The following is a 13,524-nucleotide window of genomic DNA, read 5'->3' as shown; positions in this document are numbered from 1 at the left end:
CCGATAGTGCGTTTCGACAGCCGGCGCTGTCCGCTGGCCTTCCTTGATCCTCTCCCCCGGTGGGGAGGGGATTTTTGCATTATGGGGATGCTGATATGAAATGGTTCGGGACGAAGGCGGCCGCGCCGGTGGTGCGGCCGGTGCTGGCGCGCGCCTGGGGCACGGGTGCGGTGGCGCTGGGCGAATGGCCCGCCAGTTACGAGGCGCAGTTGCGCGCCGGGGTGATCGGCAATCCGGTGGCGCAGCGGGCGGTGCGGCTGGTGTCCGAAGGGGCGGGGGCGACGGCGCTGAAGGCCGGGGGACATGAGGAGGCGGAACGCGCGCTGGCGCTGGTGCGTCATTGTTCCGCCGGGCAGGGGCTGGTCGAGACTTTGGCCTGTCACCTGTTGCTGCACGGCAATGGCTATGTGCAGATTTTGCCGGGAGCCGACGGGATGCCCGCCGAGCTGTTCGCGCTGCGCCCCGAACGGGTGCGGGTGGAGCCGGACGGGCGCGGCTGGCCCGCCGCCTACAGCTATCGCGTGGCCGACAGCGTCACCCGACTGACGCCGCAGGACGGGGCGGGGCGCACCAGCATCGTGCATTTGAAGGCGCTGCATCCGCTGGACGACCATTATGGGTTGGGTTGCGCCGGGGCGGCGGCGGGCGCGGTCGCCATCCACAATGCGGCGACGGTGTGGAACAAGGCGCTGCTGGACAATGCGGCGCGGCCGAGCGGGGCGATGGTCTATGATCCGGGCGATGGATCGGTGATGACGCCCGACCAGTATGAGCGGGTGAAGCGCGAGATGGAGGCGGCCTTTGCGGGCGCGGCCAATGCCGGGCGGCCGATGTTGCTGGAAGGGGGGCTGAGCTGGAAGGCGATGAGCCTGACCCCGGCGGAGATGGATTTCGTGGGGTTGAAGGCGGCGGCCGCGCGGGAGATCGCGCTGGCCTTCGGCGTGCCGCCGATGTTGCTGGGGCTGCCGGGCGACAACGCCTACGCCAATTATCGCGAGGCGAACAAGGCGCTGTGGCGGCAGGCGATATTGCCGCTGGTCGCGAAGATCGCGGGCGCGCTGGGGCAGGGGTTGGGCGACTGGTGGCCGGGGGTGGAGATTGCGCCGGACCTGGACGCTGTGCCCGCCCTGTCGGACGAGCAGAGCGCGCTGTGGGAGCGGATCGCGGCGGCCGATTTCCTGAGCGCCGAGGAGAAGAGGGCGCTGCTGAAGCTGTGAGGGGAGCGGGCGATGGGCGTTGAGGGCGAGATGCTGGCGCGGCTGGTGGCGCAGGCGGAGCCGGACATGGTGATGATCCGCGCGCTGATCGAGGAGGCGAGCGAGCTGGGCGCTGAGCGGGCGCTGGCGCGGCTGGGCCTGTCGGACCGGCGGGCGGCGGCGGACATGCGCGAACTGCGCGAATTGCTTTCCGCCTGGCGCGACGCGAAGAAGGCGGCGCGGGGCGCGGTGATCGGGTGGGTCGTGCGGATCGGGATGGCGCTGCTGTTGCTGGGGATTGCGGTGAAGGCGGGGCTGGTCGGGCTGGTGAAGGGATGAGCGGCGATGTGCGCTTTGCCGGTTATGCGGCTTTGTTCGACCGGGTGGACCGGGGCGGGGACGTGGTGCGGCGCGGGGCCTTTGGCGGCAGGCTGGCGGCGGCGGGGGTGCCTTTATTGTGGCAGCATGGGCCGGGGCAGGTGATCGGCGCGGTCGAGCGGCTGGAGGAGGACGCGCGGGGCCTGCGCGTGATCGGCCGGGTGTCGGCGCGCGGGGCGCTGGGTCGGCGGGCGGCGGCGATGCTGCGCGCGGGGGAGGTCGACGGGCTGTCCTTCGGTTACCGGGTGAAGGCGGCGCGGGGGACGGGACCGCGCGAATTGCTGGCGCTGGAGCTGGTGGAGGTGAGCCTGGTCAGCCATCCGATGCAGCCGATGGCGCGGGTGGTGGCGGTGGAGGGTCAGACGCCGAGCCACTCCAGTCCGCCGGGCAGGGCATCGGCGCTGTAGTCGAGTTGCAGGACGCGGCGATGCCGGGGATTGGCGGCGGCTTCCGACGCATGAAGGATCGGCGTGGCGTAGAGCCAGATGTCGCCGCGCTGCGCGATGCAGGCATGGACGCCGCAGCGGAGGACGAGGGCGGGCACATCCGCTTCGGCGACCCGGCCATGGCGGTGGGAACCCGGCGCGATGAGGAGCGGGGCGTTGCCCGCATCCACATCGTCGAGATGGACGCGCAGGGTGAGCATATCGTCGAGCAGCGACTGGGGCGGGGCGACATGGTGGATGCCCTGCTTCACCGTCCAGGGGCCGAAGCCGGGCGTTTCGACCGGGGCGGTAACGGCGATGGTGCGATCCTGATGCCAGCCGAGCGCCCAGTTGGTTGCTGCGCTCTTGTCGAAGAAGAGGGCCCGGACGGGGCGGGCGGCGTCGCCCAGATGGGCGGCGGCGTGGCGGCCGATGGCGCCCGTTGGCGCGAGGAGCGGCGCGAGGGTCGCAAGGCCGGTGAGGCGCTGGCCCGCGCGGTCGGCCGGGAGCGCGGCGAAGGCGGCTTCGAGGGTAGCGAGGGCGATGGCGTCGAGGGCGGCGGGGATATGCTGCGCGCCGTCGCGGGTGAGGTTCATCATGGCTGGCGTGGGTCGGGGCCATAGGCGTTCGGGCCCTTGGTGCCGGGCCAGTAGAGGAGCGCGAGGAGAAGGATCACGACGGCGATGTGGGCGAGGTTGTAGACGCGCGTAAAGACTGCGGTGGTTCCGCAAAACTGCCCCTGAAAATGGCTGAGGCCGACACCGATTGGCAATATGATGAGCCAAAAGTTTGAACGGCTCTGGTCGTGGAGGCGGCGGGCGAAGAGGGCCACCATCGGGACAAAGGCGATCAGTTGAAACAGCGCGATCAATGGCCCGGCGATGGCTTGTGGAAGAACAACGCCTCCGACGAAACCGAGCACCACGCCTGCCAGGGCGCTGAATATGTGGTAGAGCAGGACTTCGGTTCGGCGGGCGCGGCCGGTGAAGGCGAAACTGCTTTTGATCGTATGAAGGAAGAGCTGGGCTTCGGCTTTGGCGCCCGATGGATAGGTCATTTGGGGTCCTTGTTCCGACGGAGCAGCGCGCGGAGTTTGGCGGCTTTGGTGGCGCTGTGGGTGTCGGCATATTCGGGGGGCAGCATATGCTTCGTCCGTATGTCGTAGATGCGGTCTGATTTGGCCGCGAAGCGGCGCATGGCGCGGATGTAGCGCCAGGTCCAGAAGATCGCCAGCAGGGCCATAATGCAGAGGGTGATGGCCCAGATCGGTCGATGGGGCAGGCTCAGGCTTTCGCCCGCGATGGCGAATGGAACCGGCAGGAAGATGATGACCATCGACGCGGGTTTCTGGCCTGGGCGGAAGCTGTGGTCCAGATCGCGGTCCATCCAGGCGATGATCTTTTTCGAGCGCGACATGGATGCTCCGATGAAGGATCAAGAATTACGGTGAATGGATGACGGGGGCAATGGCCGTTCGTTCGACTTCGCCTGACAAACATTGCTGGCGATTTCGTTGCGGCTGGATCAGTTCTTTCTTTGTTGGGCCGTCCCGTTTGGGGCGGCCTTTTTGTTTTTGGCGAGCGGGAGATGATTATGGATGTGCGGGTGACGGATGATCTGGAGGGGGCGTTTGACGCTGTGCTTCAGGGGGAGAGGATCGACGGGATCGCAGCGGAGGTCGCGGCTTTGCGCGGGCGGATGGATGCGGCAGTGGTGGCGGCCGGGCGGCCGGCGCTGGACGGAGTGAAGGGCGGAGCCGTCGATCCGGCGCGGGCGGCCTTTGTCGACCGCTATCTGCGCCAGGGCATGGAAGCGGGCGTCGAGTTGAAAAGCTTTTCGGGCGCGACCGGCGCTGCGGGCGGCTATGCGGTGCCGCGCGAGATTGACGGGATGATCGACGCGACGCTGAAGAGCGTTTCGCCGATCCGCGCCATCGCCAATGTCGTGCGGACGGGCACGGCGGGCTATCGCAAGCTGGTGACGTCGGGCGGCATCGTGTCGGGCTGGGCCAGCGAGACGGGCGCGCGGGCCGAGACGGGGACGCCGACCTTCAACGAGATCGCGCCGCCCGCGGGCGAGCTTTACGCCAATCCGGCGGCGAGCCAGGCGATGCTGGACGATGCGGCGTTCGATGTCGAAAGCTGGCTGGCGGGCGAGATCGCGCGCGAGTTCGCGGCGGCGGAGGGTGCGGCCTTCGTCAACGGCAATGGGACGAACAAGCCCAAGGGCTTTTTGACCTATGCCACGAGCAGCGCGGCGGACGGCGCGCGGGCGTTCGGCACGCTGCAATATGTGGCGTCGGGCGCGGCGGGCGCTTTTGACGCGGACCCGGCCGACCGGCTCATTGACCTGGTGCAGAGCCTGCGCGCGCCCTATCGTCAGGGGGCGAGTTTCGTGATGAACTCCGCCACGCTGGCGGCGATCCGCAAGCTGAAGACCGATGACGGCGCGTTCCTGTGGCAGCCTTCGCTCAGCGCGGGGCAGCCCGCGAGCCTGCTGGGATACCCGGTGGTCGAAGCCGAGGACATGCCCGATATCGCCGCCGACAGCCTGTCCATCGCCTTTGGCAATTTCGCGGCGGGCTATGTGATCGCGGAGCGGGGCGAGACGAGCATCCTGCGCGACCCGTTCAGCAACAAGCCGTTCGTGCATTTCTATGCGGTGAAGCGGATCGGCGGCGCGGTGGCCAATTCGGAAGCGATCAAATTGATGAAGTTCGCCGCGTCTTAAGCGGCGGCATTTTCGTCGGAATCATGCGGCCCCCTTCCCGGATGCGGAAGGGGGCCGTTTTCATGTTTGAGCGGGGGCGGGGATGGAGCCGATCATATTTGCCGACCTGGTGCTGGAGGTCTGCCACGCCGGGGGTGCGGGGCCGCTGGCGCTGGGCGGGGCGGTGGCGGGCTATCGCCGCTTTGCCGACGCGGTGGAGGCCGAGGCGCGTTTTCCCTATGCGATTTTCGGGGTGGCTTCGCCGGGCGAGTGGGAGACGGGCATTGGCTGGCTGGACGGCGAAGGCCTGCTGGCGCGCGAGCCGGTGGCGTCGAGCGCGGATGGCGCGGCGGTGGATTTCAGCGTCGGGGAGAAACATGTCGCGCTGACGCCGACTGCCGACTGGCTGGCGCAGATCGTGGGCCATGGTCATGGCGTCGGGGATGTCGATGGGCTGGACGCGGCGCTGGCGGCGGGCGTGGCGGCGACCGATGCGCTGGCGAGCGATGTCGCGGCGCTCGGCGCGGCGCAGGCGGGGCAGCAGGATAGTATTGACGCGCTGGCTGGTGGGTTGGCTGTTCAGGCCGACGCCATCGCGGCGGTCGAGGCCGGGTTGGCGGGCAAGCAGGCGGCGAGCGCGGACCTGAGCGCTATTGCGGCGGCGGGCACTGCGGCGTTCGGGCGGGGCGTGTTGACGCAGGGCGATGCGGCGGCGGCGCGGGCCTATATCGGCGCGGGGACGAGCAGCGCGGCGGGCACGGTGACCAGCGTCGACGGGTCGGGAGGGACGACCGGGCTGACCCTCACGGGCGGGCCGGTGAGCGTGAGCGGGACTTTGACGCTGGGCGGAACGCTGGCGCTGGCCCATGGCGGGACGGGCGCGAGTGATGCGGCCGGGGCGCGGGCGGCGCTGGGGCTGGGCAGCGCGGCGACCCATGCCAGCGGCGATTATCTGGCGTCGACCGGCGGGACGGTGACGGGCGTGGTGACTGTGGACACGACCAGCGCGACCGGCGCAGCGCAGGTGAACGCCATGGCCAATAATTTTGCCCAGTGCACGGTGATTTCCTATCGCAGTTCGATCGCCACCCACTGCAATTTCGTGGGGCAGGCGGCCTATGGCACGCTGGCGGCGCCAGAACAGATCGGCGCGGCCAATGTGAGCCTGTTCGAACTGTCGTCGCGGCCCTGGACGGGCAGCGCCTTTGGCCAGCAGGCGCGGATCGTCTTTTCATCGACCAGCGCCCATTCGCCGACCAATCTAGGCATTTATGCGAGCATCGACCTGACCGCCGACGGATCGACCACGCGCACGCAGGTGGCGCGGTTCGACGCGGGCACGGGCGTGACGGTGACGGGCATTGTGCGGCCCGACGCTGACAACAGCCGGACATTGGGCGAGGCGGCGCGGCGATGGTCGGTCGTCTATGCCGGGACGGGGACGATCAACACGTCCGACGCGCGCGACAAGGTGGATGTGGGCGCGCCGGATGAGGCTTTGCTGGACGCCTGGGGCGGGGCCGCGTGGCGGCGATACCGCTTTGCCGATGCGGTGGCGGCCAAGGGCGCGGATGCGCGTTGGCATATGGGCATGGTGGCGCAGGAGACGCGCGACGTGATCGACGGGGTGCTGGGCGCGGGCGCGGCGGTCCGATGGGGGCTGGTGTGTCATGACGCCTGGGACGCGGAGGACGAGGCGCGCGACGCCGATGGCGCGCTGGTGCGGCCGGGGCGGGCGGCGGGCGATCGTTGGGGGCTGCGTTATGACGAGTGTCTGGCGCTGGAAGCCATGTGGCTGCGGCGGGAGATCGCCCGGCTGACCGCGCGGGTGACGGCGCTGGAGATGGCCCATGCTGCTGAATGATCCGATAGGCGGGCGGCCGGTGGCGGCGAGCGACGAGCCGCGGCCGCGCGGCTGGGGCGGGGCGTGGGTCGGCGGGATGCGGCCGGGGCATGGCGCGCGGTTGCGGCCCGGCGAGGCGGCGGCGCGGCCGGAGCGGGAGAAGGAGGAGACGATCCGATGAGCCTGATGTGCAAGGATCCGCAGGCGCGGGTCGACCATGGTTTCGACTGGTCCGCCTATCTGGCCGGGCAGAGCATTGTCGCGAGCCAATGGACTGTGACGCCCGACGAGGCGGGCGGCGTGATGGTCGAGGCCGATGCGCACGAGGCGCAGCGGACCAGCGTGCGGCTGTCGGGCGGGGCGGTGGGGCGGCTGTATCGCGTGACCAATCGCGTCACCCTGTCCGACGGGCAGGAGGATGAGCGGTCGACGCTGCTGCGGGTGGAGGAGCGGTGATGGTGGAGCAGGATGTTGTTGCGATGGCCAGCCCGCTGGAGGTGCTCAAGGCTTACCTGCGGATCGAGAGCGGTGACGAGGATGGATTGCTGGCCGGACTGCTGCGGTCGGCCGAGGGGGTGTGCGAAGCCTTTGTCGGCCAGTGGCTGATCGAACGGCAGGCGCGCGAGACGGTGATCGCGGCGCGGGAATGGACGCGGCTGTCGGCGCGGCCGGTGGTGGCGATCGAGGCGGTCGAGGGGCTGGACGCGGCGGGTGGCGCGGTGGCGTTGTCGGTCGAGAGCTATGCGATCGACATTGACGGGGCGGGCGACGGGTGGGTGCGGGTGATCGCGCCGACCGATGCGACCCATTTGCGCGTCAGCTATCGCGCCGGGATGGCGGCCGACATGAACGGCCTGCCCGAAGCGGTGCGGCAGGGGATCGTGCGGCTGGCGGCGGACTATCATGCGACGCGGACGGGCGACGACGCGGCGATGCCGGCGGTGGTGACCGCGCTGTGGCGGCCCTGGCGGCGGATGCGGCTGGCATGATCGGGTGGATCGTGGCGCTGGTCGAGCGGCGGGCGCAGCGGCGGCGGGCCGATGTGGCGGCGGCGTTGCGGGCGGCGGGCGTAGGCGAGGTGACGATTGAGGGTGAGGCGGTGCGGGCGTCGGGGCGTGGTCTGATGGCGCGGTGGATGCGTGAGGCGCGGCTGCGCGACGCGGGAAGGGGCGAAGCATGAGCGCGGAGATGGCGGTGCGGGGCGCGGTGCTGGCGGCGTTGCGGGCGGACGGCGACCTTGCCGGGCGGGTCAATGGCGTGAGCGATGGCGACGTGGGGCAGGCGAGCGGGCCGTATGTGATGCTGGCCGAATGTTCGGGCGCGGACTGGGGCGGCAAGGGGCTGGACGGGCGCGAGGTGCGGATCGCCATCGAGTTGCGTGATCCGGGCGAGGGCGCAGGCGGCATCGCGGCGATGCTGACGCGCGTCGACGGCGCGCTGCATGGGCTGGCGGGGCTGGCGCGCGATGGGTGGCATATGGTCGGCGTGGCGCTGATCCGGTCGCGCATCGCCCGGCCGGGACCAGGGCATAGGCGCGAGGGCGGCTGGCGCGGCGTGGTGGACTATCGCGTGCGGGCGCTGCGCGCCGAGGGGTGAGGGTCTGTTTGAAAATGCGCGGAAGAGCGCATTTTCGATGCGGCGCCGGCCCACGCAGACGAGTCACGCGCCTCGGCTGCGTGGGCCGGTGCGGATGCGCCAAAGGCGCATTTCCAGACAAACTCTGATTCCAGACGAGATTATCGGGTCGCCAAGGGGGCGGCCTTGATCCTGCAAGGACGGGAGGATGGACCATGGGTGTGGAGAAGGGCAGCGCATTTCTGCTGAAGGTCGGCGATGGGGGCAGCCCTGTCGCTTATGCGACGGTGGCGGGGATGCGGACGACGCAATTGTCGGTGAACGGCGAGGCGGTCAACGTGACCAGCAAGGATTCGGGCGGGTGGCGCGAATTGCTGTCGGGTGCGGGGGTGCGATCGGTGAGCGTATCGGCGGCGGGCCTGTTCACCGGATCGGCGGCGGAGGTGCGCATCCGCAACCATGCGCTGGCCGGGACGATCGACGAATATGAATTGTCGTTCGAGAGCGGCGAGCGGATGCGTGGCCGGTTTCTGGTCACGCGGCTGGACTATGCCGGGGATTATAATGGCGAACGCAACTATGCGCTGGGGCTGGAAAGTTCCGGCCCGGTGGTGAGCGAATGAGCGCGGCCAATCCGGCGCGCGGCGAGGCGGCGCTGACCGTGCGGGGCGAGGCGGTGACGTTGCGCCCCAGTTTTGCCGCGCTGGTGGCGGCGGAGGGCGAACTGGGATCGCTGTTCGCGCTGGTCGAGCGGGCGGCGGCGGGCGAGTTGACGCTGGCGGAGATGGCGGGGCTGTTCTGGCATTGCCTGGTCGATCCGCCCGAGGGGCTGGACCGCGAGGCGCTGGGCGAGGCGGTGGCCGCCGCCGGGCTGGCGCAGGCTGCGCCGGTGCTGAAAGCGATATTGCGCCAGATATTGGCGGGGCGGTGAGCGAGGCCTTTGCCACGCGGGCGGCGCGGCTGGCGGGGGTGGCCGGGTTGCTGCTGGGGTGGCGGCCCGACGAATATTGGCGCGCGACGCCCGATGAGCTGGCGGCGGTGATGGAGGCGGCTCGCGGCGGCGAGGATGTCGCCGGCGTGGATGGCGAGGCGCTGGCGCGGATGATGGCGGCGATGCCGGATTAGAGCAGTCGACCCGACTGAGTCGGCTCGACTGCTCTAAGTTTCTGATTTGTCGCGTTTTCCGAGTCATCAGGTGATTCCACCTGATTAGAAAACGCTCTAGCGCCCACGGGAGAAGCGACATGGATGAGGAAATCGAGACGCTGGTGGTCAGCGTCCGGGCCGACACGCAGGCCTTTGCCCGCGATGTGGCGGCGATGCGCGAGGGGATGGAAGGGCCGCTGGCGGCGGGGGCCGAGCGGGCCGGGCAGCGGATCGAGGCGGGGTTGCTGCGCGCGGTCAAGACCGGGAAATTCGGGTTCGAGGATCTGCGCCGCATCGCCATGAGCGTGCTGGACGAGATTGCGGCGAGCGCGTTGCGGTCGGCGGTCGGGAGCCTGGGCGGCGGCGGGGGTGCCGGCGGCCTACTGGGGCTGGGCGCTTCGCTGCTGGGGTCGGTGCTGGGCCTGCCGGGGCGGGCGACGGGCGGGCCGGTGGCGCCGGGGCGGGCCTATCTGGTGGGTGAGCGCGGACCGGAGGTGTTTGTGCCGACGAGCAGCGGGCAGGTGGCGACCGGCTTCGGCGCGGGGCGCGACGTGCGGGTGAGCATCGCGGTGCGCGGCGCGGGCGGCGGAGAGGATGGCCCGCGCCTGCTGGCCCGCAGCGCCCGGCAGGTGGCGCGGGCGGTGAAGGGGGCGCTGGCATGAGCGGGGGCATGAGCGGGGGCATGAGCGGGGGCATGAGCGGGCGGCGGCTGGATTACTGGCTGGCGGACGCGCGGGGCGGGCAGGAGACGGGCTTCCTCAAGCGGTTTGCGCCGACGCACTGGACGGTCAATTTTCCCCGGCCGATGATGGCGAGCGTCGTCACCACCGCGCCCGATGCGTTGCGGGTGGATGCGGTCTTTTATGGATCGGGCGATCTGGCGGGGCTGATCTGGGAAGCGGAGGACAAGTGGAGCCATCCTCTGCTGGCGTATGAAACCGCGCGGGATTTTCGCGCCTGCCGGTTGCGGTTCCGCTGGCGCAGCGGCGGGATCAGGCGGCTCGATGAGACGCATGGGCCGACGCTGACCATCGAGGGGCGGGACGCGGCGGGCAATCCGCGCGCCTGGTATGTGCGGCTGTGGAACTATGCCACGGGCGCAGCCGAAGATGCCGAGATTGCGCTGGATTTCGGCGATCTGGTCGGCGGCTATCTGTTGCCCGACGAGGCCGATCCGGTGTGGGCGGGCGATGTCGACCGGATGTTCATTTCGCTGGTTCCGCCCGGTTATGACGCGGGGGACACGCCCTTTGCGGTCGGGCAGGCGGGCTGGGCGGAACTGAGCGAACTGCGCTGCGACGGTTCCGGGTCGGTGCTGGTGGTGGGCGATGTGATGCTGCCCGAACATGGGCTGTCGATGGCGACGGGCTATGACGACGCCTATAACCAGACGCCCGAACGGCTGGTCGCGGCGATCCATGCGCTGGGCTATCGCGGCGACATCAACCATTATGTCGGCATGAGCCATTATTTCCGGCTGGAGCGGGCCGGGGACGGGGGCCTCTATGCCAGTCTGGCGGGCGGGGTGCTGAACGGGCCGTGCGCGGCCTGGCATGACGATTTCGCGCGACGGGCGAAGGCGCTGGGGTTCGGCGTCATCTGGTCGCTGTCCTATGAACTGTTCGACGCCCATTGCTGGGGCGACTGGAAGCAGCGAGCGGAAAATGGCGATCCGGCGCTGACCGGATGGGAGCCGCCATCGACATTGCTGTCGCCCGCCCATGCCGGGGCCATGGCCTATTTGCAGGCGGTGGCGGGGGCGTTTGTCGCGCTGGCGCTGGAGGCGGGCCTGCCGGCCAAATTTCAGGTAGGCGAGCCATGGTGGTGGGTGATCCCCGCCGACGGGCGGCCATGCCTGTATGACGATGCCGCGCGGGCGGCGCTGGGCGGGGCGCTGGTGTCGATCCCCGACATAAGGGGGCCGAAGGACGCCGGGCAGCAGGCGATGCTGGACGCGGCGGGGGCGTTGCTGGCGGGATCGACGGCGGCTTTGTGCGCGGCGGTGAAGGCGATGGCGCCTGCCGCGGTGACGCATCTGCTCGCCTATCTGCCGACGATATTGGACCCGGCCGCGCCGGAGGCAAAGCGGGCGAACCTCCCGACTGGATGGGCGGCCCCGGCGTTCGACGTGCTGCAACTGGAAGATTATGACTGGGTGACCGGCGGCCATGAAGGGTTGACCGCGCGGGGCGTGGCCGAGGCGACGGCGCGGCTGGGCTATCCGATTGAAGAGCAGCATTATTTTTCGGGTTTCGTGCTGATGCCGGAGGATGCCGCGCAATGGCGCGCCATCGCGCGGGCGGCGCAGGCGGCGGTCAGGCGGGGGACGGCGGCGACCTTCATCTGGGCGCTGCCGCAGGTGGCGCGCGACGGCTTTACCTGTTTCGCATGGGAGGAGGGGGACGATATGCAGGCGTTTGACGATGTGGCCTTTCCCCTGGCCATCGGGCGCGAGGCGAGCGTGGCTCCCGCCTTTTCGACGCAGGTCATCGAGAGCGTGAGCGGGCATGAGCGGCGGTCGAGCGACTGGGCCGACGCGCGCCTGTCGTTCGATGCGGGGCCGGGCGTGCGGTCGGAGGCGGACATCGCCGCGTTGATCGCCTTTTTCCGGGCGCGACGGGGCGCGGCGCGGGGCTTTCGCTTCACCGATCCCTATGACGATCGCAGCGGCGACGCTGGCAGCGCGCCGAGCCCGGTCGACCAGTGGCTGGGCGTGGGCGACGGGGTGCGGACGACATATCAACTGCTGCGTCATTATGGCTTGGGCGCGGAGGCGCAGCAGCGGCGGATCACCCGGCCGGTGGCAGGCACGATCCGGGTGGCGATCGACGGGGTCGAGCAGCATGGCGGGTGGAGCCATGAGGGTCTGGGCGTCATCGCATTCGACGCCGCGCCGGGCGACGGCGTGGTGGTGACGGCGGGATACCGGTTCGACGTGCCGGTGCGCTTTGCCGAGGACAGGCTGGAGATCAACCGCGCGACCTTTGCCGCCGGGGAAGCGCCGTCCGTGCCGCTGGTGGAGATACGCGAATGAGCCTGGCCGACGACGGGAGCGTCGCGACGCTGGCCTTTTGCTGGCGGCTGGAGCGGCGTGACGGGGTGACGATCGGGCTGACCAGCCATGATCGCGACATGGAGATTGGCGGTCTGGTCTATCGCGCTGCACCGGGGATGAGCCCCGGCGCGATCCGCGAAGGGATCGGGCTGGAGGCGGAGAGCATGGACCTGGCGGGCGCGCTGTCGAGCGATGCGATAAGCGCCGATGACCTGACCGCCGGGCGATGGGATGGGGCTGCGTTGTTCCTGTATCTGACCCAGTGGGAGGCGTCCGGCGCGATGTGGCAGTTGCTGGCGCGCGGGGCGCTGGGCGCGGTCGAGCGGCGCGGGGGGAGCTTCACGGTGGAATTGCGCGGCCCGGCGGCGGTGCTGGACATGGCGGTGGCGCCGGTCACCAGCCCGGATTGCCGGGCGCGGCTGGGCGATCGCCAGTGCCGTGTCGCCATGGCGGGGCGGCGGCGGGTCGTGCGGGTCGAGGCGGGGAGCGGGGCCGATGTGACGGTGACCGGCGGCGGGCTGGCACCGGGCGACTATGTCTATGGCGCGTTGCGCTGGATGAGCGGGGCCAATTGCGGGATTGCGCAGGCCGTTATCGGCAATGACGCGGACAGCATTGCGCTGAGCGATCCGCCGCCGCGCGCGGTGGAGGCGGGGACGCTGGCGATGCTGAGCGAGGGGTGTGACCGCCAACTGGCGACCTGTGCCGGGCGTTTCGGCAATGCCGTCAATTTCCGGGGCGAGCCATGGTTGCCAGGCATGGACTTGCTGACCCGCTATCCTGGTGGTTGAGGACGGGGCGGGCCAGCGTATCGCGGCGGCGGCGCGGGCGATGCTGGGCGCGCCGTTTCGGCTGCATGGCCGTGACGCGCAGGGCGTGGATTGCGTGGGGCTGGCGATGGCGGCCTTTGCGAGGGCGGGGTGGAGCGGACGGGCCGCGCGGCCCTATGGCTTGCGGAGCGGCGACGCGGCGCGGGCCTGTGGGTGGATCGATGAGACAGGGCTGGTCCGGGTGGCGGACGCGGCGGTCGGCGACCTGATGCTGGTGCGGCCCGGCCCTTTGCAACTGCATCTGATGATCCGGGTGGAGGGCGGCCATGTGCACGCCCATGCGGGCATCGGCCGGGTGGTCGAGACGCCGGGGGCGTGCCCATGGCCGGTGATCGGCGTCTGGCGGATGCCGCGACAAGGGGAATAG

20 protein-coding genes are annotated in these 13,524 nt (G+C 70.1%); 17 read left to right on the top strand and 3 right to left on the bottom strand.

The window, feature by feature from the left end:
• Positions 1 to 95 precede the first annotated feature (95 nt).
• The 3 genes from GGR44_RS05625 to GGR44_RS05615 are packed head-to-tail and all read left to right on the top strand — an operon-like array spanning position 96 to position 1,981.
• Positions 96 to 1,217 carry a phage portal protein gene (locus tag GGR44_RS05625; protein WP_183954481.1) on the top strand — a complete coding sequence of 374 codons (1,122 nt, stop codon included), beginning with the start codon at positions 96 to 98 and terminating at the stop codon, positions 1,215 to 1,217.
• Between the two features lie 12 nt (positions 1,218 to 1,229).
• Entirely contained in the window at positions 1,230 to 1,535 is a 306-nt protein-coding gene (locus GGR44_RS05620; RefSeq protein WP_183954480.1) for a DUF6127 family protein, read from the top strand.
• Positions 1,532 to 1,981 carry an HK97 family phage prohead protease gene (locus tag GGR44_RS05615; RefSeq protein ID WP_183954479.1) on the top strand — a complete coding sequence of 150 codons (450 nt, stop codon included), beginning with the start codon at positions 1,532 to 1,534 and terminating at the stop codon, positions 1,979 to 1,981. Before GGR44_RS05620 ends, GGR44_RS05615 begins: the two co-directional genes overlap by 4 nt.
• On the opposite strand, the gene GGR44_RS05610 is transcribed toward GGR44_RS05615, so the two are convergent.
• Genes GGR44_RS05610 through GGR44_RS05600 form a run of 3 tightly spaced genes read right to left on the bottom strand, consistent with a single transcriptional unit; the run spans position 1,933 to position 3,415 of the window.
• A complete protein-coding gene (locus GGR44_RS05610; RefSeq protein WP_183954478.1) occupies positions 1,933 to 2,598 on the bottom strand; it encodes a phytanoyl-CoA dioxygenase family protein in 666 nt (221 codons plus the stop codon). The genes GGR44_RS05615 and GGR44_RS05610 overlap by 49 nt on opposite strands.
• Complete coding sequence (locus tag GGR44_RS05605) at positions 2,595 to 3,056, bottom strand: DUF805 domain-containing protein (protein WP_183954477.1); 462 nt, start codon at positions 3,054 to 3,056, stop codon at positions 2,595 to 2,597. Before GGR44_RS05605 ends, GGR44_RS05610 begins: the two co-directional genes overlap by 4 nt.
• A complete protein-coding gene (locus tag GGR44_RS05600) occupies positions 3,053 to 3,415 on the bottom strand; it encodes a hypothetical protein (RefSeq protein WP_183954476.1) in 363 nt (120 codons plus the stop codon). Before GGR44_RS05600 ends, GGR44_RS05605 begins: the two co-directional genes overlap by 4 nt.
• 177 nt (positions 3,416 to 3,592) lie before the next feature.
• Between GGR44_RS05600 and GGR44_RS05595 the strand changes: the two genes are divergently transcribed.
• The 14 genes from GGR44_RS05595 (at position 3,593) to GGR44_RS05530 (ending at position 13,524) form a co-directional block, all read left to right on the top strand.
• Positions 3,593 to 4,729, top strand: a complete 1,137-nt coding sequence (locus GGR44_RS05595) for a phage major capsid protein (protein ID WP_183954475.1) — start codon at positions 3,593 to 3,595, stop codon at positions 4,727 to 4,729.
• Between the two features lie 82 nt (positions 4,730 to 4,811).
• Positions 4,812 to 6,572 carry a tail fiber domain-containing protein gene (locus GGR44_RS05590; RefSeq protein ID WP_183954474.1) on the top strand — a complete coding sequence of 587 codons (1,761 nt, stop codon included), beginning with the start codon at positions 4,812 to 4,814 and terminating at the stop codon, positions 6,570 to 6,572.
• Positions 6,559 to 6,732: a hypothetical protein gene (locus GGR44_RS05585; RefSeq protein ID WP_183954473.1), complete on the top strand. Its 174-nt coding sequence runs from the start codon at positions 6,559 to 6,561 to the stop codon at positions 6,730 to 6,732. The genes GGR44_RS05590 and GGR44_RS05585 overlap by 14 nt, the downstream gene beginning before the upstream one ends.
• Positions 6,729 to 7,007 carry a phage fiber-tail adaptor protein gene (locus tag GGR44_RS05580; RefSeq protein ID WP_183954472.1) on the top strand — a complete coding sequence of 93 codons (279 nt, stop codon included), beginning with the start codon at positions 6,729 to 6,731 and terminating at the stop codon, positions 7,005 to 7,007. The genes GGR44_RS05585 and GGR44_RS05580 overlap by 4 nt, the downstream gene beginning before the upstream one ends.
• Entirely contained in the window at positions 7,007 to 7,540 is a 534-nt protein-coding gene (locus GGR44_RS05575) for a head-tail connector protein (RefSeq protein WP_246344324.1), read from the top strand. The genes GGR44_RS05580 and GGR44_RS05575 overlap by 1 nt, the downstream gene beginning before the upstream one ends.
• Positions 7,537 to 7,731, top strand: a complete 195-nt coding sequence (locus tag GGR44_RS05570) for a hypothetical protein (RefSeq protein WP_183954471.1) — start codon at positions 7,537 to 7,539, stop codon at positions 7,729 to 7,731. The genes GGR44_RS05575 and GGR44_RS05570 overlap by 4 nt, the downstream gene beginning before the upstream one ends.
• Positions 7,728 to 8,147 carry a tail completion protein gp17 gene (gene gp17 / locus GGR44_RS05565; RefSeq protein WP_183954470.1) on the top strand — a complete coding sequence of 140 codons (420 nt, stop codon included), beginning with the start codon at positions 7,728 to 7,730 and terminating at the stop codon, positions 8,145 to 8,147. Before GGR44_RS05570 ends, gp17 begins: the two co-directional genes overlap by 4 nt.
• Before the next feature lie 194 nt (positions 8,148 to 8,341).
• The gene (locus tag GGR44_RS05560) at positions 8,342 to 8,749 is read left to right on the top strand and encodes a phage tail tube protein (protein WP_183954469.1); all 408 of its coding nucleotides are present in this window, start codon (positions 8,342 to 8,344) and stop codon (positions 8,747 to 8,749) included.
• Entirely contained in the window at positions 8,746 to 9,057 is a 312-nt protein-coding gene (locus tag GGR44_RS05555) for a GTA-gp10 family protein (RefSeq protein WP_183954468.1), read from the top strand. The genes GGR44_RS05560 and GGR44_RS05555 overlap by 4 nt, the downstream gene beginning before the upstream one ends.
• A complete protein-coding gene (locus GGR44_RS05550) occupies positions 9,054 to 9,251 on the top strand; it encodes a phage tail assembly chaperone (RefSeq protein ID WP_183954467.1) in 198 nt (65 codons plus the stop codon). Before GGR44_RS05555 ends, GGR44_RS05550 begins: the two co-directional genes overlap by 4 nt.
• 119 nt (positions 9,252 to 9,370) lie before the next feature.
• Positions 9,371 to 9,934: a tail tape measure protein gene (locus GGR44_RS05545; protein ID WP_183954466.1), complete on the top strand. Its 564-nt coding sequence runs from the start codon at positions 9,371 to 9,373 to the stop codon at positions 9,932 to 9,934.
• A gap of 32 nt (positions 9,935 to 9,966) precedes the next feature.
• On the top strand, positions 9,967 to 12,306 hold the full coding sequence (locus tag GGR44_RS05540; protein WP_183954843.1) for a DUF2460 domain-containing protein: 2,340 nt from the start codon (positions 9,967 to 9,969) through the stop codon (positions 12,304 to 12,306).
• Positions 12,303 to 13,118 carry a DUF2163 domain-containing protein gene (locus tag GGR44_RS05535; protein ID WP_183954465.1) on the top strand — a complete coding sequence of 272 codons (816 nt, stop codon included), beginning with the start codon at positions 12,303 to 12,305 and terminating at the stop codon, positions 13,116 to 13,118. The genes GGR44_RS05540 and GGR44_RS05535 overlap by 4 nt, the downstream gene beginning before the upstream one ends.
• 40 nt (positions 13,119 to 13,158) lie before the next feature.
• On the top strand, positions 13,159 to 13,524 hold the full coding sequence (locus GGR44_RS05530; protein WP_183954844.1) for an NlpC/P60 family protein: 366 nt from the start codon (positions 13,159 to 13,161) through the stop codon (positions 13,522 to 13,524).

This window comes from Sphingobium fontiphilum, from assembly GCF_014196635.1.
Taxonomy (GTDB): Bacteria; Pseudomonadota; Alphaproteobacteria; order Sphingomonadales; family Sphingomonadaceae; genus Sphingobium; species Sphingobium fontiphilum.
Note: the sequence above shows the minus strand (reverse complement) of the source record. Positions and strands in the feature narration are given on the sequence as shown.